Here is a 19,646-nt window from a genome sequence, read left to right as displayed (position 1 = left end):
GGTTACGCGAAGCGCTGGCTGGACGAGCCGTTGCAGGTCTGCAGGCGCAGCGGCTCGTGCGCCGCGGCCACCGTCAGGCACATGCCCGGGGCGGCGGCGGGCCGGTAGGTGGCTCCGTCACGGACGAACTGCTGGTTGGCGCCGCCGTGGCAGTTCCAGATGATCATCGCGGTGCCGTTGCCGTAGGTGGCGCCGGGCGCGTCCAGGCAGCGGTCGTGGGTGAGCTCGACGTGGAGGGACTTCTTCGCGGAGTCGTACCACCAGCCCTGGTTGCGGCCGCCGTGGCAGTCCCAGCCGACGACCTTGGTGTTGTTGGCGCTGGAGCTGCCGCTGGAGTCGACGCAGTTGCCCGTGGCCTCGTTCTTCAGCGGCTTGTACAGGTCGTCCCAGGCCCCGGCCTGCAGGACGGGGTTTCCGGTGCTCGCCGGGTCGGCGCAGGAGGCCTCGCGCAGGCCGGAGGCGTAGAGCTGGGTCAGGCAGGACGCGAAGGCGCCGTGGCCGCGGTAGTTGGGGTGGAAGGACTGCCGGGCGGTGTTCTCGTCCCACGGGAAGTGGTCCCCGAGGTCGAGGTAGAGGCCGCGGGCCCAGGTGTCCTCCATGCAGACCTCGTGGCCCTGGAAGAGCCGCGAGTTGTCGAGGTAGGTCGCGCCCGCGGCGAGGGCGGCCGCGCGCATGCCCTTCTCGAAGGTGGGCACCGCGTAGTTGCGGCCCCAGGCGGCGTCGGAGTCGTAGCCGGCGCAGCCGCCGGGGAGCTTGCCGGGGAAGTCGGGGTTGTCGTTGAAGTCGGGGCCGATCGGGCTGGGGTAGCCCATCACGACCAGCTTGTAGTCGGAGTCGGCGTAACCGGCGTCGCGCATGACAGACTTGAGGTCGCCGATCGTCGACTGCACCTTGGGCTTCAGCCCGTCGACGCGCGCCTGCCAGCCCGGACCGTACTTCGGTTCGCAGGTGCCCTGGCTGAGCACCCAGCGGGTGACGCAGTCGGTCATGACCGGGCCGAACTGCAGGTCGTCGTTGGCCCCGGCGACGAGCACCACCATCTTGATCCTGGTGTTGCGGGCCTTGATGGCGAGGCTGTCGCTCTGCACCAGTTCGTCGGCGTACTGCTTGCTGCCGCCGATCTTGATGTTCCCGGTGTAGCCGCCGGAGCAGGCCGCGTTGAAGGTGTAGTCCGCCGCGATGCCGGTGCGGTGGATCGCCGAGTCCGGGGAGCGGTGGCACTGGTTGGACGCGGTGTTGGTCGCGGGGTCGTAGTTGCCGACGCCCTCGCCCGAGATCTCGCTGTCGCCGAGCGAGATCAGGCCGGTCTTGCGGTCCGCGAGCGGGCGGATCGCGGGGTCGCCGTAGATCTTGACGGCCTCGGCGGCCCGGATGGCCTCCAGTTCGGGCGTGAGCGGGGCGACCGCGGCGCCGGCGGACCCGGCGGTGGCCGTCGCGGTGGTCGCGGTGGTCGTGGTGGTCGCCGCGTGGGCCATGGGGGTGATGGCGGTGACGCCCCCGAGGGCGGCCGCGGCCGCCGCGACGGCGGCGAAGGTAGATCTGAGCCTGATCCTTGATGGTGTACGGGCACGTGCCATGAACGCCTCCCCGATCTCGGTGTTACCCCCGGTATTTACTGGCCGGTAGGCGAGTTGGGAACAGTCCGAACAAGACAATTGCTCAACTTTTTGAGGAGGCACCACAGATGACAGACGACCAGTTCCGCATCGAGCACGACTCCATGGGTGACGTACGGGTCCCCGCCCACGCCAAATGGCGAGCTCAGACCCAGCGCGCCGTGGAGAACTTCCCCGTCTCCGGACAGCGGCTGGAGCGCGCCCACATCGAGGCGCTGGCCCGGATCAAGGCCGCGGCGGCCACCGTCAACGCCCGGCTCGGCGTGATCGACGCGGACATCGCCGCCGCCATCGCCTCGGCGGCCGACGAGGTCGCCGCGGGCCGCTGGGACGAGCACTTCCCCGTCGACGTGTTCCAGACGGGTTCCGGCACCTCGTCCAACATGAACGCCAACGAGGTGATCGCCACCCTCGCCACCGAGCGGCTCGGCCGCGCCGTCCACCCCAACGACCACGTCAACGCCTCGCAGAGCAGCAACGACGTCTTCCCCTCCTCCATCCACATCGCCGCCACCGCCGCCGTCACCGGAGAGCTCATCCCCGCCCTGGAGCACCTGGCCGGGGCGATGGAACGCAAGTCCGCCGAGTTCTCCCAGGTGGTCAAGGCCGGCCGGACCCATCTGATGGACGCCACCCCGGTCACCCTGGGCCAGGAGTTCGGCGGGTACGCGGTCCAGCTCCGCTACGGCGTCGAGCGGCTGCGCGCGGCGCTGCCCCGGCTGGCGGAACTGCCGCTGGGCGGGACCGCAGTGGGCACCGGGATCAACACCCCGCCCGGGTTCTCGGCGGCCGTGATCGCCGAGGTCGCGGCGGCGACCGGGCTGCCGCTGACCGAGGCCCGGGACCACTTCGAGGCCCAGGGGGCCCGGGACGCCCTGGTCGAGACCTCCGGAATGCTCCGTACGGTCGCCGTCTCGCTCACCAAGATCTGCAACGACCTGCGCTGGATGGCCTCGGGCCCGCGCACGGGATTGGCCGAAATCAATCTCCCGGATCTCCAGCCGGGGTCCTCGATCATGCCCGGCAAGGTCAATCCGGTCATCCCCGAGGCCGCCCTGATGGTCGCCGCCCAGGTGATGGGGAACGACACCGCGGTCGCCGTGGCGGGCGCCGCGGGCAACTTCGAGCTCAACGTGATGCTCCCCGTGATGGCCCGCAACCTCCTGGAGTCCATCCGCCTCCTGGGCTCCGTCAGCCGCCTGCTGGCCGACCGCACCATCGCCGGAATCACCGCCAACACCGCCCGGGCCAGGGAGTACGCCGAGTCCTCGCCCTCCGTGGTGACCCCGCTGAACCGGTACATCGGCTACGAGGAGGCCGCCAAGGTCGCCAAGAAGTCCCTCGCCGAGCGCAGGACGATCCGGGAGGTCGTCCTGGAGGAGGGCTACGTGGACCGCGGCGACCTCACCCTGGAGCAGCTCGACGAAGCGCTGGACGTGCTGCGGATGACCCACCCCTGACCCATCCCCGGCCCGGCGCGCCCGCCCCGTCCCGGGGTCCGGATCCGGTCGTTTCCCGCCCTCGGACACCTCGGTGACCTGCAGCGCGGCGATCCTGCGGACCCCCGCCCTAAGATCTGCCCATGACAGGTACCGGAGGCCGCGGGGGCGGCAGTGCGCGCGGCTCGGCGCGGGGTTCCGCGCGACGGGCGGAGCCGGACGGCGCGCAGGGCGTCCGCTGGGCGCCCGGGGACCAGATCCTCTGGCGCTACCGCGATCACGCGCCCGACGCGAAGGGCGCCGTCCACATCTGCCGGCCCGTGACCGTGGTGACCGACACCGACGAGCTGCTCGCGGTGTGGATGGCCCCCGGGACCGAGTGCGTCAAGCCGGTGCTCGCCGACGGGACCCCGGTCCACGAGGAGCCGCTCGCCACCCGGTACACCGCGCCGCGGACCACCGTACGGTCCCGCTGGTTCGGTGCCGGGGTGCTGAAGCTGGCCCGGCCCGGGGAGCCGTGGTCGGTGTGGCTGTTCTGGGAGCACGGCTGGCACTTCAAGAGCTGGTACGTGAATCTGGAGGAGCCGCGGACCCGGTGGTCCGGCGGCATCGACTCCGAGGACCACTTCCTGGACATCTCCGTCTACCCTGACCGCAGCTGGAAGTGGCGGGACGAGGACGAGTTCGCACAGGCCCAGCGGTCGGGTCTGATGGACGCGGAACAGGCCCAGCGCGTCCGCGAGGCCGGCCGCGCGGCGGTGGACGTGATCAGGGCCTGGGGTCCGCCGTTCTCCGAAGGCTGGCAGGATTGGCGGCCGGACCCGGCCTGGGGCGTACCCGCCCTGCCGGAGGACTGGGACCGCACTCCGGCGCATATGACCTCATGAGACCCTTGATGCGCCCCCGGGGGGCAATCGTAGGATCGTCCTCCGCCGGGGCGTCGGCGGTCAATTGTCGCCAGCAGCACCGCATTTGACCTAGGCCGACGCGATGACGAGAGGTAACGAGCGGGACGCGGAAACGCGGGGTGATGGTGTCCCCGCCGCTGAGCGGGTATACCGCGACTGAACCGAGTTGAGTGCAGCGCACATCGAGCGCAAACGGACGGAATGCCACGCGTGACGGAGTACCCCACCTCTCAGGAGGGCCCCCAGCCGGTTGCCTCCGGCGGTCGGACCGACGAGCCCGGCCACGGCACGGAGGAACTGGGCCACGGCAAGGCCCCGCTTCCGGCGGCCGAGGCCGTGCGCACGCATGCGCAGCCCCAGGCGGCGGACCTGCCCCGCCCCCGCGCCACCGCGGAGGCGCCGTCCGCCTCCGAGGGCGCCGGGGAGCCCGGCGACCCCGCCGCCGCGCCAGGCCAGGGCGCCGCGCGGGTCCGGGCCGGCCGTGACGAGGCCGCGGCCGCGGAGGCCGGCGCCGCGCGCAGCCGCGACGGCGAGGCGGCCCGCGTGGCGGCGGGACGGCCCGACACGCCCGGGCAGTCGGCCGCCGGACAGGCCGCCGCCGCGCAGATCAGCGGCATCGGGTCCGACGCGACCATCGCGCGGCGCGAGGGCGACCGGCTGCGGTTCGTCGGAGCCGCCACCCGGCGGATCGCGCGCGGCATCGACCTCGACGAGATCGTGCTCGGCCTGTGCCGGGCCACCGTGCCCACCTTCTCCGACGCCATCCTCGTCTACCTGCGCGATCCCCTGCCGGTCGGCGACGAGCGGCCCGTCGGACCGGTCGTTTTAAGGCTCCGCCGAACCGACCGGCTCCGGCCGATCGACGAGTTCACCGGGGCCGCGGCAGGAGCCGGATCCGGGACCGCCGCCGGCCTCGCCGGCGCGATGACCCCGGACGGGGAGCTCGACTTCAGCCAGCTCGCGCTGGTCGGCCCGCAGGGTGACCTGCCCGCGGCCGAGCTGTGCGAGATCCGCCCCGGCGGGGCGCTGGCCGAGGTGCTGCGCGGCGTACGGCCCGTCTTCGGGTCCTCCGCCGCCGCCCGGGCCGCCCTGCCGGAGCTGCTGGGCGCCGACCACCCGGTCCCGCGCGGCCAGCGGGCCATCCTCGCGCCGCTGCGGGGCCGCCGCCGCGTCATCGGCGCGGCGGTGTTCCTGCGCACCCCGGAGCGGCCGGCCTTCGAGACGAACGACCTGCTCGTCGCCGCGCAGCTGGCCACCCACACCGCGCTGGGCATCGACAAGGCCGTGCTCTACGGCCGCGAGGCCTACATCGCCGACGAGCTCCAGCGCACGATGCTGCCCGACAGCCTCCCCCAGCCCACCGGGGTCCGGCTCGCCAGCCGCTACCTGCCCGCCGCCGAGACGGCCCGGGTGGGCGGCGACTGGTACGACGCCATACCCCTGCCCGGCAGCCGGGTGGCACTCGTCGTCGGCGACGTCATGGGCCACTCCATGACCTCCGCCGCGATCATGGGGCAGCTCCGTACGACGGCCCAGACGCTGGCGCAGCTCGACCTGCCGCCCGCCGAGGTCCTGCACCACCTGGACGAGCAGGCCCAGCGCCTGGGCTCGGACCGGATGGCCACCTGCCTCTACGCCGTCTACGACCCGGTCTCGCACAGGATCACCATCGCCAACGCCGGCCACCCGCCGCCGGTCCTGCTGCACCTGGGCGGCCGCGCCGAGGTGCTGCGCGTGCCCCCCGGCGCCCCGATCGGCGTCGGCGGCGTGGACTTCGAGGCCGTGGAGCTGGACGCCCCCGCCGGGGCCACCCTCGTGCTGTACACCGACGGGCTCGTCGAGTCCCGGCTGCGCGACGTGTGGACCGGCATCGAGCAGCTCCGCGAACGCCTCGCCACCACCGCGCAGCTGACGGGCCTGGACCACCCGCCGCCGCTGGAGGCCCTGTGCGACGACATCCTGGACATGCTCGGCCCCGGTGACCGGGACGACGACATCGCGCTGCTCGCGGCCCGCTTCGACGGGATCGCGCCGAGCGACGTGGCGTACTGGTTCCTGGACCCGGAGGAGACCGCTCCGGGGCGGGCCCGCCGGTTCGCCCGCCGCGCGCTGGCGCGCTGGGGGCTGGAGGAGCTGGAGGACTCGCTGGAGCTGCTGGTCAGCGAGGTGGTCACCAATGCCGTGCGATACGCCGAGCGGCCGGTGACGCTGCGCCTCCTGCGGACGGACGTACTGCGCTGCGAGGTCGGCGACGACTCCCCGCAGCTGCCGCGCCAGCGCCGGGCCAGGGACGACGACGAGGGCGGCCGCGGCCTGTTCCTGGTCAACCGGATGGCCCGCCGCTGGGGTGCCACCCGGCTGAGCAGCGGCAAGGTCGTCTGGTTCGAGCTCGCCCTGCCGCCCGCGCCGCCCGCACCACCGGGCGCGCCCGGCAAGCCGGACGGCCGCTGACCGGACCCGCAGGAAGCACCACTGCCCCGCAGGCGCGAAGCCGCGGGGCAGTGGTGCGTACGGGATACGGGCCGCGCGGCGTCTACCGCTCGGGCTCCTCGTCCTGCGGCGGGGGCTTCGGCGAGTTCGACTTCGACGAGGACGCGGTCGGGCTCGGCGTCCTGCTGGGCGTCTTGCTGGGCGTCCCGCTCGGCGTCCCGCTGGGGGTCTCGCTGGGCGTGCGGCTCGGCGTCCGGCTCGGCGTCGGGGTGCTGCTCGGCGCGTGCGAGCTCTCGGAGCCGCTCGGCGTGCCCGACGGGGAGTTGCTGGCGGTCGGCGTCTGGACCCTGCCCATGTCCGCCTCCTCCAGGTCGAAGGAGCGCGTGTTGACGCCGTTCAGCGCGGCGAGGGTGTACTCCTTCCAGATCGCGGCCGGGAAGCTGGAGCCGCCCGCGCGGCCGCCGCCGGCGGTACCGGTCAGGGTGGTCTGCTTGTGCGTGCCGGGCTCCTCTCCGAACATCGCGACCACGGTGACCAGTTCGGGCGTGAACCCGGTGAACCAGGCGGAGTAGTTGTTCTCGGAGGTGCCGGTCTTGCCGGCGGCCTCGTAGGCCGAGCTCCGTACGGCCTTGCCCGAGCCGTTGTCGACGACGCCGGTGAGCACCTTGGTGACGGTGTCGGCGGTCTTGCGGCTGATGGCCGTGTCGCCGACGGCGCGCACCGGCTTGTACTCGCGGCTCGCGTGCTTGGCGGACTTGATGATGCTCGGCGTGATCTTCTTGCCGTGGCTGTCGAAGGTGGCGTAGACGCCGGCCATCTCGACGGTGTCGGCGCTCATGGTGCCGAGCGACATCGCGGGCCTGTCCTCGGGCCAGCCGTCGCGGTCGACCATGCCGAGCTGCAGGGCGGTCTTCTTCGTCTGCTTCGGCCCGACGTCCACGATCATCTGGGCGTACACGGAGTTGACCGAGTAGTTGGTGGCTTCCTGCACCGTCATCATCGGGTCGCCGTAGTTGCGGTCGTCCTGGTTCTGCGGGCTGAACGGGGTGTCGCTGCCGACCACGGGGCGCTTGCTCGTGCCGTCGTAGAGGCTGCTGGGGGTGATCGGCTTCCCGTCCCGCGTGCTCGCCTTGGTCTCCAGGGCGGAGGCGAGCACGACCGGCTTGAAGGTGGAGCCCGGCTGGAAGTCCTTGCGCAGGGCGTTGCTGGCCCACTGCTCGCTCTGCCCGGTGCCGCCGTACATCGCGACGATCGCGCCGGTCTTCGGGTCCACGGAGGTGGCGCCCGCCTGCACGGCGGCGTCGACGGCGCGGCCCTTGCGGTCGAGCTTGGACTCCAGCTCGTCCTGGACGGCCTTCTCCAGCGCCGCCTGCTTCTTCGGGTCAACGGTGAGGGTGATGTCCCAGCCGCCGGCCTTGAGCTGGGCCTCGCTCATGCCGGTCTGCCGCTTGAGCTCCTCGTCGGCGGCCTGGATCAGGTAGCCCTTCTGGCCCTCCAGGCCGGGGAGCGCCTTGGGCTTGATCGGCTCCTGGAACTTCATGTCCTTGCGCTTGGCCGCGTCCAGCTTGCCCATCTCGACCATGTTGTCGAGGACGGCGTTGAAGCGGATCATGACGAGGCGCTTGCCGTTCGGGCCGGCGGTGGCCCAGTCGTACTGGCTGGGGGCCTGCAGGACCGCGGCCAGGTACGCGCCCTGCTCCAGGGTCAGCTTCTCGGCGTCGACCCCGTAGTAGGCCTGGGCCGCGGCCTGGATGCCGTAGGCGTTGCGGCCGTAGAAGTTGGTGTTCAGGTAGCCCGCGAGGATCTCGGGCTTCTCCTTCGACTGGTCGACCTTGAGGGAGATGATCAGCTCCTTCAGCTTGCGGGTCGCCGTCTGGTCCTGCGTCAGGTAGAAGTTCTTGACGTACTGCTGGGTGATCGTCGAGCCGCCGGCCTTGCCCTTGCCGGTGACGGTGTTGAACAGGCCGCGGCCGATGCCCTTGAGGTCGATGCCCCGGTCCTCGTAGAAGGACTTGTTCTCGATCGCGATGAACGCCGTCTGCACGTCCGCCGGGATCTTCTGGATCGGCACGATCTGGCGGTTCTTCGCGCCGACGCGGGCGATGACGGTGCCGTCGGCCAGCTTGTAGACGTTGTTCTGGGTCAGCGCGTCGGCGTTGGGGTCCGGCTCGTCCACGTAGAAGTAGAGGCCGACCAGTGCGGCCATGCCGAGCAGGACGGCCCCGAAGAAGGTTCCGAGGACCTTCTTCCAGGTGAAGAAGCGGCGTATGCCGGCGGGCTTGCCGCCCTGCTTCCCGCCCCTGCCCTTGACGCGCCCGCGCGGCGCTCGCCGCGCACCGCGCTGCTGCTGCGCCCTTCGCGCTTCTGCTCGGCCCATCGCTCCCGCTCCGCTCGATAACCCCCCGACGTCAGCTCAGAAAGCTAACACCGGAGGCTGTGACAAAAACCGGCCATCGGGTGCGCATAGCGGGCAATTCGGACGTGACAATGAGCACCCACCCCACCGGAACCGACGCGAACGGAGCCCCGGAGGTTGCCGGACCCGGGCTCGCACTCCCGCCCGAGCCAAAAAACTGATATCACTTTGCTAAGCGGCCCGACCGGCCGTCAGTGACGAAACGGGGCAGACGATGACGAACACCACGGGTGGAACCGAGAGCGGCGTACGGGAGTTCCCCGCGCGGAGCGTGGGCGGCGCACTGGCGCTGCTGCTCGGCCTGGCGGGGGTGGCCGCCGGGGCGGGCCTGATCGCGCTCGGCTCGGTGTCCGGCACCGACGCGGCCAAGGCGAGCCTGATCGCGGCGGGGGTCGTCCTGACCCTCGCCGCCCTCATCGCGATGGGCGGACTGAACACGGTCGCGCCGGGCGAGGCCCGCGTGGTCCAGCTGTTCGGCCGCTACCGCGGCACCATCCGCACCGACGGACTGCGCTGGGTCAACCCGCTGACCTCCCGCCGTCGGCTGTCCACCCGCGTGCGCAACCACGAGACGGCCGTCATGAAGGTCAACGACGCCTACGGCAACCCGATCGAGCTGGCGGCCGTGGTCGTGTGGCGGGTCGAGGACACCGCGCGCGCCGTGTTCGAGGTCGACGACTTCACCGAGTTCGTCGAGACCCAGACCGAGGCGGCCGTCCGGCACATCGCGATCGAGTACCCCTACGACGCCCACGAGGACGGCGGCCTGTCGCTGCGCGGCAACGCCGAGGAGATCACCGAGAAGCTCGCCGCCGAACTGTCCGCCCGCGTCGAGGCGGCCGGCGTCCACATCATCGAGTCCCGCTTCACCCACCTCGCGTACGCCCCGGAGATCGCCTCCGCGATGCTCCAGCGCCAGCAGGCCGGGGCGATCGTCGCGGCGCGCAAGCAGATCGTCGAGGGCGCGGTCGGTATGGTCGAACTCGCCCTGACCCGACTCGCGGAGCAGGAGATCGTGGACCTCGACCCGGAACGGAAGGCGGCGATGGTGTCCAACCTGATGGTGGTCCTGTGCGGTGACCGTGCGGCCCAGCCGGTCGTCAACACGGGCACGCTCTACCAGTGAGCCCCGACGGCGGTACGGAGCCCCCGGGGCCCGGTGCGACCGGGGAGCCGGCGGCGGGAGCGGGAGCGGAAGCTGCGGCTGCGGCTGCGGCTGCGGCGCCCAAGTCCGGGCGCCCGGCCCGCAAGCAGGTGCTGCTGCGGCTCGACCCGCAGGTGCACGACGCGCTCGCGCGGTGGGCGGGCGAGGAACTGCGCAGCGCCAACGCGCAGATCGAGTTCCTGCTCCGCCGCGCCCTGGCCGAAGCCGGCCGCCTCCCCGGCGGGGCGGGCCCCATCCCGCCCCGGGGCCGCCCCCGCGCCTCTCCGGATTCCTGAGGCCGCCTCGGTACGCTCTGCGCGTCACCCGGGGGGTCTCTCACCGAATACGAGGCTCGGATGAACTGGAGCGACGGGAAGCCCGGACCGGCCCCGGAGGAAGCGGCCGGAGCGGGCGCGGCGGCGGAACCGGCATCGGGAACGGACGCGGCATCAGGACCGGCCGCGACGGCGGAAGCGGCGGCGGATCCGGCATCGGCAGCGGCGGCGGAGTCGGCCCCCGCGCCGGGAGCCGGTCCGGCACCGGCCGCCGGGGCCGCAGCGGCCCCGGGCGCCGGAGCCCGTCTGCGCCATCCCCTCGTGCGCAAGGCGGCCACCTCCCTCGCGGTGGCCGCGGCCTGTTCCGGGCTGATCTGGACGGCGCTCTCCCTCACCGGGACCCCGTACGACTCCAAGCCGGCCGGGGCCGCCCCGGCAGCGGCATGCGCGTACACCCCGACCACCACCGGCGCGGGCGGCGTACCCGTGCACGATCCCGCGCACGCCCGCCCGTACACGGCCGAGCTGGTCACCGACCAGGGCCGGATCACCATCGAGGCGTTCACCGAGGCCGCCCCCTGCGCCACCACCTCGTTCGCCTTCCTCGCCGGGAAGAAGTACTTCGACGGCAGCGCGTGCCACCGGATCACCACGAGCGGGATCTTCGTCCTCGAATGCGGCGACCCCGCCGGCAAGGGCACGGCCGACCCCGGCTACTACTTCCCCGACGAGAACCTGGACGGCGCCGCCTACCCGGTGGGCACCGTCGCCCTGTCCAAGGCCCGGCCGGGCCGCAACGGCAGCCAGTTCTTCCTCAGTTACGCCGACCCGAAGGTCCGCATGCAGCCCGACTGGACCCCCTTCGGGAGGGTGGTCGGCGGACTGGACGTACTGCGCGGGATCGCCGCGAAGGGCACGGCGGACGGGTCGGCCGACGGCCGGCCCAAGGAGCCCGTGGTCTTCCGGTCGGTGACGGTCCACCGGACGGACCGGAGCTGACGGACTCCGGCCCCAGGGCAGCCGCACCGGCCCGTCCGCCCGCCCATCCGCCCATCAGCCCGCCCATCCGCCCATCCGCCCGCGCGCGTCAGGACCTGCGGTGCAGCAGGACGAAGCCGTCCTGCTGCACCGCCGTCCGGTACCCCTGGCTCCGCGCCCGGTCGAGGGCGATGGACTCCTGGATCGCCGACTGCGGCCACCGCCACTGCGGCGCGACCGTCGTGTCGACGACGATCCACTCGGGATCCGGCCGGCTGTCCCCCCAGCCGAAGAGGCTGACGCCCGTGCGGTCGGCGAGGTGGGGCACCAGGTACGTCGACGCCTGGACCGTGGCACCGTCCGGGATCGCGTCCATCACCCGGTGGGCCGCCACGACATGGGGATCGTCCTTCCACGTCGCGGGCTGGACCAGCTGCCACAGCGGGAAGTGCGGCAGCAGGAGCAGGGTGACCGCCGCGCAGCCCGCCAGGTAGCGGTACAGGCTGCGCCCGCGCGCGCCCCGGAGCCGCAGGGCATCGGCGAAGGCCACGAAGACGACCGGCATGAGCAGCAGCGAGTAGTGGTAGCGGGTGCCCCAGTGGTCCGGGTAGTCCGAGGCGAGGCGCCAGAGCACCGAGGGCACGGCGACCAGCACGAGCGGGGAGCGCAGGGCCAGGAACAGCGTGGGGGCCAGCACGAGGATGAGGGTGGTGACCTTCTCCTGCGGGGTGATGAGACCGAGCGTGTACTGGTGGAGCAGCTCCGCCGCGCCGCCTCCCGACCCCTTCCCCGCCCCGTCGGCCGCGCCTCCTCCGGGGTTGTGGGAGAGGAAGTAGCCGTCGAACCCGCCCGGGTGGAAGGAGCTCAGCACCAGCAGGGCGAGCGCGCTCCCGGTCACGCCGGCCAGGGCGGTGAAGAGCCCCGTCCTGCGGCCGCCCGGCCCGCCCCGCCGGGCGATGAGCAGGCCGATCGCGGCCACGGTGAGTCCGAGGTCCTCCTTCACCAGCAGCAGCGGAAGCGCCCAGTACGCGGCGGCGCGCAGCCGGCCACTGGCGAGGGCCGTCAGCGAGAGCGTGAGCAGCGGGAGGGCGAAGGCCCATTCGTGGAAGTCGGAGGAGACCCCGCTCGCGATGCCCCACGCGAGGCCGTAGCAGGTGCCGATGACCGCGGCGGCCGCGGAGCCCAGCGTCCGGCGGGCCCAGAAGGCCAGTGGCAGCACGCTCCCGGCGATCAGCGCGGCCTGCGCCACGAGCAGCACCTTCACCGACGGCCACAGCCAGTACAGGGGCGCGAGCAGGGCCAGCACGGGCGAGAAGTGGTCCCCGAGGACCGGGAAGTCCGGCCCCTTGACCTCGGAGACGGGCAGGTGCCCGGACGCGTAGGAACGCACGACCTGTACGAAGATCCCCAGATCGAAGCTGCGGGACTGCAGGCGCTCGTGGATCCGCAGGGACAGGAGCATGTAGGCGAAGAACAGGGCCCCCGCCATGGCCCAGATCCACCCGTCGGACGCGGGGCGGCCGTGCGCGGACGGTTTCGGCGCCGTCCGCTCCTCGGTGCCCGACTGCTCCTCGGTGCCCGACTGCTGGGGTGGGAGTACGGCGGCGTTGCCGGTGGGTGCTCGCATGAACCTTCAAGATGCCAGCAACATCGCGGGCCGGCCCCGGGGCCGTCTCCGGGGTGGGCAGGTTCCTTCGAATGGCAGACATTCCGGGCGGCGGTGGCCCTCCCTCGCCGCTATACATCGAGCGTATACACCGCGTGTATAGTCCTCGGCATGTCCATCAGTCACGCACTCCTCGGCCTCCTGGAGGCCGGCCCCCGGCACGGCTACGACCTCAAGCGGGCCTTCGACGAGAGATTCGGCCACGACCGCCCCCTCGCCTACGGGCAGGTCTACTCGACCATGTCCCGGCTGCTGAAGAACGGTCTCGTCGAGGTCGACGGGGTGGAGAGCGGGGGCGGACCCGAGCGCAAGCGGTACGCGATCACCGACGCCGGCGTCACCGACGTCGAGCACTGGCTCACGCAGCCCGAGAAGCCCGAGCCGTACCTGCAGAGCACCCTCTACACCAAGGTCGTGCTCGCCCTCCTGACCGGCCGCAGCGCCCAGGAGCTGCTGGACACCCAGCGCGCCGAGCACCTGCGCCTGATGCGCATCCTCACCCAGCGCAAGCGCAAGGGGGACCTCGCCGACCAGCTGGTCTGCGACCACGCCCTGTTCCACCTCGAAGCGGACCTGCGGTGGCTCGAACTCACCGCCGCCCGCCTCGACCAGCTCGCCCAGGAGATACGCCGATGACCCCCGCCGGCACGCTGCTCAGCGCCACGGACCTCCGTAAGACCTACGGCACCACGCACGCGCTCGACGGCGCCGAATTCTCCATCCACGCGGGCGAGGTCGTCGCCATCATGGGGCCCTCCGGCTCCGGCAAGTCGACCCTGCTGCACTGCCTCGCCGGGATCGTCACCCCCGACTCCGGCACCATCACCTACGCCGGCCGCGAGCTCTCCGCCATGAACGACGCCGAGCGCAGCGCCCTGCGCCGCGGCGAGTTCGGCTTCGTCTTCCAGTTCGGCCAGCTCGTCCCCGAGCTGACCTGCGTGGAGAACGTCGCCCTGCCGCTGCGCCTGACCGGCGTCAAGCGCAAGGCCGCCGAGCGCACCGCGCTGGAGTGGATGGAGCGGCTCCAGGTCGACGACCTGGGCGGCAAGCGCCCCGGCGAGGTCTCCGGCGGCCAGGGCCAGCGCGTCGCCGTCGCCCGCTCCCTCGTCACCAACCCGCGGCTGATCTTCGCCGACGAACCCACCGGCGCCCTCGACTCCCTCAACGGCGAGCTGGTGATGCAGCTCCTCACCGAGGCCGCCCGCTCCACGAACGCCGCCGTCGTCCTCGTCACGCACGAGACCCGCGTGGCCGCGTACTCCGACCGCGAGATCGTCGTACGGGACGGCAAGTCCCGCGACATGGAGCGCGCGGTATGAGTCACGGGAACCACAGCAAACACAACGGTCCCGGCGCGCAGGGCGGGCAGGGCGTGCTCGCCGTCTGGCTCCGCGATCTCCGCCTCGGTGTCCGCTTCGCCTTCGGCGGCGGCCTCCAGGGCTGGACCCGCACCCTCCTCACCGGCCTGGGCGTCGGCCTCGGCGTCGCCCTGCTGCTCGTCACCAGCGCGGTCCCCAGCGCCCTGGCCGCCCGCGACGCGCGCGCCGCCTCCCGCCAGACCTTCACCTCGCCGAGCGCCGAAAAGCCCGGCCGCGACACGCTGCTGATCACCGACGTGAACCAGACGTACCGCGCCTACGGGGTCGACGGACGGCTCGTGCAGCCCGAGGGGCCGGACGCCCCGCTGCCCCCGGGCGTGAAGAAGTACCCCGGCGCCGGCGAACTGGTCGTCTCCCCCGCCCTCGACAGGCTGATGAAGACGGACGAGGGCAAGCTGCTGCGCGAGCGCCTCGACGGGAAGATCGTCGGCACCATCGGTGAAGCGGGCCTGGTGGGCCCCGGCGACCTCTACTTCTACGCGGGCAGCGACCGGCTCCCCGCGCTCCAGAAGGAGGCGCCCAACTACATCCAGCGGATCACCGCCTTCGAGAACACGCACGAGAAGGAGGGCCTCGACCCCGTCCTGACCCTCCTCGTGGTGCTCACCTTCGTCGCCCTGCTGATGCCGGTCGCCGTGTTCATCGGCGCCGCCGTCCGCTTCGGCGGCGACCGCCGCGACCGCCGGCTCGCCGCCCTGCGCCTGGTCGGCGCCGACGCCCGGATGGTCCGCCGGATCGCCGCGGGCGAGGCCGCCGCCGGATCGCTGATCGGCCTGGTCCTGGGTACCGGCTTCTTCCTGGCCGCCCGGCAACTGGCCCCGGCCATGGACCTCTACCAGCGCAGCGTCTTCCCCTCCGACCTCAACCCGGCGCCCTGGCTGGCCGCGCTCATCGCGATCGCCGTGCCCGCCGCGGCCGTCGCCGTAACCCTGTTCGCCCTGCGCGGCGTGGTCATCGAGCCGCTCGGCGTGGTCCGCACCGCGACCCCGGGCAAGCGCCGGATCTGGTGGCGGCTGCTGCTGCCGCTGGCCGGGCTCGGCCTGCTGGCCCCGCTCATCGGCAAGGGCAACGACAGCGGGCAGTTCAACCAGTGGCAGGTCTCCGGCGGCGTGGTGCTGCTCCTCGTCGGCATCACCGTCCTGCTCCCCTGGGTGCTGGAACGGGTCGTCGGCCGGATCGGCGGCGCGGGCCCGGTCTCCTGGCAGCTGGCCGCCCGCCGGCTCCAGCTCACCAGCGGCAGTTCCGCCCGGCTGGTCAACGGCATCGCCGTGGCGGTCGCCGGAGCCATCGCCCTGCAGATGCTCTTCGCCTCCACCGAGAGCTCGTACACCCAGGACACCGGCCACGACCCCTCCCGGGCCTCGATCTCCGTCATGCAGCGCACCCGCGGCGGCGGCGAGGCCGTCGCCCAGGTCCTCACCGGCACCAAGGGTGTCACCCAGGCCGTCGCGCAGTCCTCGACCAATGCCGGGCGCAGCCCGGACATGAGCTACTCGGACACGACGGTCTCGGTGACGACCGGCACGTGTGCCGCTCTCAAGGAGCTCGCGGTGCTGCCCTCCTGCAAGGACGGCGACGCCTTCGTCATCGGCGGCCCCGCCAAGCACGAGGGCATGAGCGGCGACACCGCCAAGCCGGGCGAGAAGCTGTTCGCCGGGAACATCTTCAAGGAGAGCGACGACGCGGCGACCAAGCCGGTCGCCTGGACCGTGCCCGCCGGCGCCCGGACCGTGCAGCCCCGCAAGGGCCCCATGGGCGACATGCTGAGCGGACTGCTGGTCACCCCGGCCGCCGCCCCGAAGGGCATGGGCAACTACCAGTCCTCCCAGGTGTACGTGAAGCTGGACCCGAACGTGCCCGACGCGATGGAGCTGGCCCGCAACGCCGTCTACAAGGCCGACCCGCTGTCCGTCGCCATGACGGTCCAGTCCACCGAGGTCAACGACCGCTTCGCCTCCATCCGGACCGGCCTGTTCGTGGGCGCCGCCCTCGTGCTGATGCTGATCGGCGCCAGCCTGCTCGTCTCCCAGCTGGAGCAGTTGCGCGAACGCAAGCAGCTGCTGTCGGCGCTGGTCGCCTTCGGCACCAAGCGCTCCACGCTCAGCCTCTCGGTGCTCTGGCAGACCGCCATCCCGATCGCGCTGGGCCTGGCCCTGGCCACGGTGGTCGGGCTCGCGCTCGGCACGGTGCTGTTGCAGATGACGGCTTCCCCGATCACCGTCGACGCGACCGCGGTCCTGGGGATGGTCGGCATCGGCGCGGGCGTGGCCGTCCTGGTCACCCTGCTCAGTTTGCCGCCGCTGGTGCGCCTGATGCGTCCGGACGGGCTCCGCACGGAGTAGCCACCGCACCCGCGCAGCCCCCGTACGCCCGCTCCCTAGTCCGTCAGCCAGACGGGGAGCGGGCGTACGGCTTCGCGCAGCGCGTCGGCGACGGCGCGGAACTCCTCCTCGCGGGCCGTGCCCGTCCGCATGGCCAGCGCGATCCGCCGCGAGGGTGCCGGTTCGGCGAAGTACCCGGTGGCCAGGTGCTCGTTGCGGGCGGTCTCCAGGCGCAGCGCGGTGCGCGGCAGCAGCGTCACCCCGAGCCCTCCGGCGACCAGTTGCACGAGGGTGGACAGCCCGGCGGCGGTCGTGGTGACGTCGGCTCCGGCGACGCGTCCCGCGTCGTGGCAGATGTCGAGGGCCTGGTCGCGCAGGCAGTGTCCCTCGTCGAGGAGGAGCAGGCGCAGCCCGCGCAGTTCCTCGCGGGGGATGTCCTTGCGGCCGGCGAGCGGGTGATCGCGCGGTGCGAGCAGGACGAAGTCCTCGTCGAAGAGAGGCAGTTCGGTGACTCCGGGCACCCCGAGCGGTACGGCGAGCAGCAGCAGGTCGAGCCGCCCGCCGGCCAGCCCCTCCAGCAGCGAGGCGGTCTGCTCCTCGTGGACCTGGAGGTCGAGGCGGGGGTAGCGGCGGTGGAAGAGCCCGAGCACGGTCGGCAGCAGGTACGGGGCCACGGTGGGGATCACCCCGAACCGCAGGGCCCCGGTGAAGGGGGCCCGTACCGCCTCGGCCTCCTCCAGCAGTCCGCCCATGGCGTCGAGCACGGCCCGCGCACGGCCGGCGATCCGCTCCCCGGCGGGGGTGAGCAGCACCTTGCGGGTGGTCCGCTCCAGCAGCCGGACTCCGAGCGCCTCCTCCAGCGCGGCCACGGCCCCGGAGAGCGCGGGCTGGCTCATCCCGATCGCGGCGGCCGCGTCCCGGAAGTGCAGGTGCTCGGCGACGGCGGCGAAGGCCCTCAGCTGGGCCAGCGTCGCTTGTTTCGCCCCTCTGTGGCCCAGTCCCGGGCCGTTCCCGTTTCCCGGCATTGATAGGTACCTCCGATCACTCGGTACCAGGTTAGCTATTTCTGCAATCAATGCCTCTGTGTCAGCATGTGAGATACGTCCAACCCCCCGGAAAGCCCCCAAAAGGGTCACTTTCCTTTGCGCAAGGAGAGCACGTGCTCACTGTCGGCGACCAGTTCCCCACCTACGACCTGACCGCCTGCGTCTCGCTGGAGGCCGGAGCCGAGTTCGCGCAGATCGACCACAAGACCTACGAGGGCAAGTGGAAGATCATGTTCTCCTGGCCGCTCGACTTCACCTTCGTGTGCCCGACGGAGATCGCCGCCTTCGGCAAGCTGAACGAGGAGTTCGCCGACCGCGACGCCCAGATCCTCGGCTTCTCGCTCGACTCCGAGTACGTGCACCACGCCTGGCGCAAGGACCACGCCGACCTGCGCGACCTGCCCTTCCCGATGATGTCCGACATCAAGCGCGAGCTCTGCGCCGACCTCGGCATCCTCGGCACCGACGGTCTGCCGATGCGCGCCGTCTTCATCGTGGACCCGAACAACGAGATCCAGTTCTCCATGGTGACCGCCGGTTCCGTCGGCCGGAACCCCAAGGAGGTCCTGCGGGTCCTCGACGCCCTGCAGACCGACGAGCTGTGCCCCTGCAACTGGACCAAGGGCGACAGCACCATCGACGCCGGCGCCCTGCTGGCCGGTGAGTGACGGATGTCCCTCGACTCCCTCAAGTCCGCGATCCCGGACTTCGCCAAGGACCTGAAGCTGAACCTCGGTTCGGTCATCGGCAACCAGGACACCCTGACGCAGCAGCAGCTGTGGGGCACCGTGCTGTCCTGCGCCATCGCCGCCCGTTCCCCGCGCGTCCTGCGCGAGCTGGAGCCGGAGGCCAAGGCGGCCCTGTCGCCGGAGGCGTACACCGCCGCCAAGTCCGCGGCCGCGATCATGGCGATGAACAACGTCTTCTACCGCACCCGCCACCTGCTCTCCGACCCGGAGTACGGCACGCTGCGCGCGGGCCTGCGGATGAACGTCATCGGCAACCCCGGTGTGGAGAAGGTCGACTTCGAGCTGTGGTCGCTCGCCGTCTCCGCCGTCAACGGCTGCGGCCAGTGCCTGGACTCGCACGAGCAGGTCCTGCGCAAGGCCGGCATGGACCGCGAGACGGTCCAGGAGGCCTTCAAGATCGCCTCGGTGATCCAGGCCGTCGCGGTCACCCTCGACTCCGAGGCCGTGCTCGCGGGCGAGTGACCCGGGCGGCAGACACCGCGCCCTGCGCGTCCCAGGGGCCCCGCGACCGTGGTCGCGGGGCCCCTGGGCGCGTGCGGGACTACCGCTTGAGCTTCGCCATCAGCGCCCGCATGTCCTCGACCATCGCCGCCTCCATCGCGTCCTCGTCGACGTCGGCGATCTTGTTCCCGTCGTCGTTCACGCGCGTCCACTGCACGGTGAGGGTGAAGACCGCCCCGCCGTCGAGCACCATGAGCCGCGCTCCGTCGTGGTCGTAGTACCGGTCGAGGACGGCCCGGTCGCCGAGGCCCGCGCCCACCAGCCCGGAGCGCCCGGCGAGATCCAGCCGGGTCCCCGGGTCGGTCCCGGGGCCGCTGGCGAACTCCCCCGCCGGATCGTCCTTCTTGTGCAGCTCGACCAGCGCCTGGGCCCCGTAGAGGAAGGTCCCCTCCCGGTACGGGGTGGAGACCGTGCAGTACGACCAGTCCTGCGCGGGGGACTCCCCCGCGCCGCTCCGGCGTCCCTCGAACTCCCGGCCGGCGGCCTGGCCGACCGTCTTGAGCTCGAACTCCTTGCACACATCGGCCGAGTGCCGGTAGCCCAGGCGGGGCACGTCCGGGAGGAAGCGTTCCTGCACGGCCGGCGCGCCCGCCCACACCGCCGAGGCCGCCACCACGCCGCCCAGCGCCCACAGCCACGGCCTGCGCGTGCCCCGTACGCGCTCCGGCTCCCGCCCGCCCCCGCCCGCGAGTGCCTCCGCGGTCGCGTCGGGCCCGCTCGCCGTGCGCCAGTCCCCGTCGATCTCGGGCTCGCCGATCATCCCCGTGTCCCCCGTCCC

16 protein-coding genes are annotated in these 19,646 nt (G+C 72.3%); 11 read left to right on the top strand and 5 right to left on the bottom strand.

Features of this window, described 5'->3' with window-relative positions; genetic code table 11:
* Positions 1-2: 2 nt before the first annotated feature.
* Positions 3-1,577 (bottom strand): ricin-type beta-trefoil lectin domain protein, encoded by a 1,575-nt coding sequence (locus ACWCP2_RS20620; RefSeq protein WP_450910038.1) that lies wholly within the window; start codon positions 1,575-1,577, stop codon positions 3-5.
* A gap of 107 nt (positions 1,578-1,684) precedes the next feature.
* Here ACWCP2_RS20620 and ACWCP2_RS20615 point away from each other — a divergent pair, with 107 nt between their 5' ends.
* The 3 genes from ACWCP2_RS20615 to ACWCP2_RS20605 all read left to right on the top strand — a co-directional run bounded on the left by ACWCP2_RS20615 (position 1,685) and on the right by ACWCP2_RS20605 (position 6,414).
* The gene (locus tag ACWCP2_RS20615; protein WP_450910037.1) at positions 1,685-3,076 is read left to right on the top strand and encodes a class II fumarate hydratase; all 1,392 of its coding nucleotides are present in this window, start codon (positions 1,685-1,687) and stop codon (positions 3,074-3,076) included.
* Positions 3,077-3,198: 122 nt separating this feature from the next.
* Entirely contained in the window at positions 3,199-3,942 is a 744-nt protein-coding gene (fomD, locus tag ACWCP2_RS20610; protein WP_450910036.1) for a cytidylyl-2-hydroxypropylphosphonate hydrolase, read from the top strand.
* 231 nt (positions 3,943-4,173) lie between these two features.
* Positions 4,174-6,414, top strand: a complete 2,241-nt coding sequence (locus ACWCP2_RS20605) for a SpoIIE family protein phosphatase (protein ID WP_450910035.1) — start codon at positions 4,174-4,176, stop codon at positions 6,412-6,414.
* An 82-nt stretch (positions 6,415-6,496) separates the two neighbouring features.
* Here ACWCP2_RS20605 and ACWCP2_RS20600 read toward each other — a convergent pair whose 3' ends face one another.
* The gene (locus tag ACWCP2_RS20600) at positions 6,497-8,770 is read right to left on the bottom strand and encodes a transglycosylase domain-containing protein (RefSeq protein ID WP_450910034.1); all 2,274 of its coding nucleotides are present in this window, start codon (positions 8,768-8,770) and stop codon (positions 6,497-6,499) included.
* A 253-nt stretch (positions 8,771-9,023) separates the two neighbouring features.
* On the opposite strand from ACWCP2_RS20600, the gene ACWCP2_RS20595 reads away from it, so the two are divergent.
* The 3 genes from ACWCP2_RS20595 to ACWCP2_RS20585 are packed head-to-tail and all read left to right on the top strand — an operon-like array spanning position 9,024 to position 11,227.
* Positions 9,024-9,935 (top strand): SPFH domain-containing protein, encoded by a 912-nt coding sequence (locus ACWCP2_RS20595; protein WP_450910033.1) that lies wholly within the window; start codon positions 9,024-9,026, stop codon positions 9,933-9,935.
* Positions 9,932-10,249: an AT hook motif protein gene (locus ACWCP2_RS20590; RefSeq protein ID WP_450910032.1), complete on the top strand. Its 318-nt coding sequence runs from the start codon at positions 9,932-9,934 to the stop codon at positions 10,247-10,249. The genes ACWCP2_RS20595 and ACWCP2_RS20590 overlap by 4 nt, the downstream gene beginning before the upstream one ends.
* 60 nt (positions 10,250-10,309) lie before the next feature.
* On the top strand, positions 10,310-11,227 hold the full coding sequence (locus ACWCP2_RS20585; protein ID WP_450910031.1) for a peptidylprolyl isomerase: 918 nt from the start codon (positions 10,310-10,312) through the stop codon (positions 11,225-11,227).
* A gap of 88 nt (positions 11,228-11,315) precedes the next feature.
* Here the strand turns inward: ACWCP2_RS20585 and ACWCP2_RS20580 are convergent, their stop codons facing one another.
* A complete protein-coding gene (locus tag ACWCP2_RS20580) occupies positions 11,316-12,833 on the bottom strand; it encodes a DUF2079 domain-containing protein (RefSeq protein ID WP_450910030.1) in 1,518 nt (505 codons plus the stop codon).
* A 150-nt stretch (positions 12,834-12,983) separates the two neighbouring features.
* Here ACWCP2_RS20580 and ACWCP2_RS20575 point away from each other — a divergent pair, with 150 nt between their 5' ends.
* From ACWCP2_RS20575 to ACWCP2_RS20565, 3 genes are read left to right on the top strand one after another with little or no spacing between them, the layout of a single operon-like run.
* Entirely contained in the window at positions 12,984-13,508 is a 525-nt protein-coding gene (locus tag ACWCP2_RS20575; protein WP_450910029.1) for a PadR family transcriptional regulator, read from the top strand.
* The gene (locus ACWCP2_RS20570; RefSeq protein ID WP_450910028.1) at positions 13,505-14,191 is read left to right on the top strand and encodes an ABC transporter ATP-binding protein; all 687 of its coding nucleotides are present in this window, start codon (positions 13,505-13,507) and stop codon (positions 14,189-14,191) included. Before ACWCP2_RS20575 ends, ACWCP2_RS20570 begins: the two co-directional genes overlap by 4 nt.
* A complete protein-coding gene (locus ACWCP2_RS20565) occupies positions 14,188-16,593 on the top strand; it encodes an ABC transporter permease (protein ID WP_450910027.1) in 2,406 nt (801 codons plus the stop codon). The genes ACWCP2_RS20570 and ACWCP2_RS20565 overlap by 4 nt, the downstream gene beginning before the upstream one ends.
* Before the next feature lie 35 nt (positions 16,594-16,628).
* On the opposite strand, the gene ACWCP2_RS20560 is transcribed toward ACWCP2_RS20565, so the two are convergent.
* Positions 16,629-17,597: a hydrogen peroxide-inducible genes activator gene (locus tag ACWCP2_RS20560; protein WP_450910026.1), complete on the bottom strand. Its 969-nt coding sequence runs from the start codon at positions 17,595-17,597 to the stop codon at positions 16,629-16,631.
* A 134-nt stretch (positions 17,598-17,731) separates the two neighbouring features.
* On the opposite strand from ACWCP2_RS20560, the gene ACWCP2_RS20555 reads away from it, so the two are divergent.
* Together ACWCP2_RS20555 and ACWCP2_RS20550 are read left to right on the top strand one after the other, a co-directional pair.
* Positions 17,732-18,286 (top strand): peroxiredoxin, encoded by a 555-nt coding sequence (locus ACWCP2_RS20555; RefSeq protein WP_450910025.1) that lies wholly within the window; start codon positions 17,732-17,734, stop codon positions 18,284-18,286.
* A gap of 3 nt (positions 18,287-18,289) precedes the next feature.
* Complete coding sequence (locus ACWCP2_RS20550; protein WP_450910024.1) at positions 18,290-18,829, top strand: alkyl hydroperoxide reductase; 540 nt, start codon at positions 18,290-18,292, stop codon at positions 18,827-18,829.
* A gap of 79 nt (positions 18,830-18,908) precedes the next feature.
* Here ACWCP2_RS20550 and ACWCP2_RS20545 read toward each other — a convergent pair whose 3' ends face one another.
* Positions 18,909-19,628, bottom strand: coding sequence for a hypothetical protein (locus tag ACWCP2_RS20545; protein ID WP_450910023.1), 720 nt, complete (start codon positions 19,626-19,628; stop codon positions 18,909-18,911).
* Positions 19,629-19,646 lie beyond the last annotated feature (18 nt).

Source organism: Streptomyces sp. NPDC002104 (genome assembly GCF_053593795.1).
This window is presented reverse-complemented; position numbering and strand designations above follow the sequence as displayed.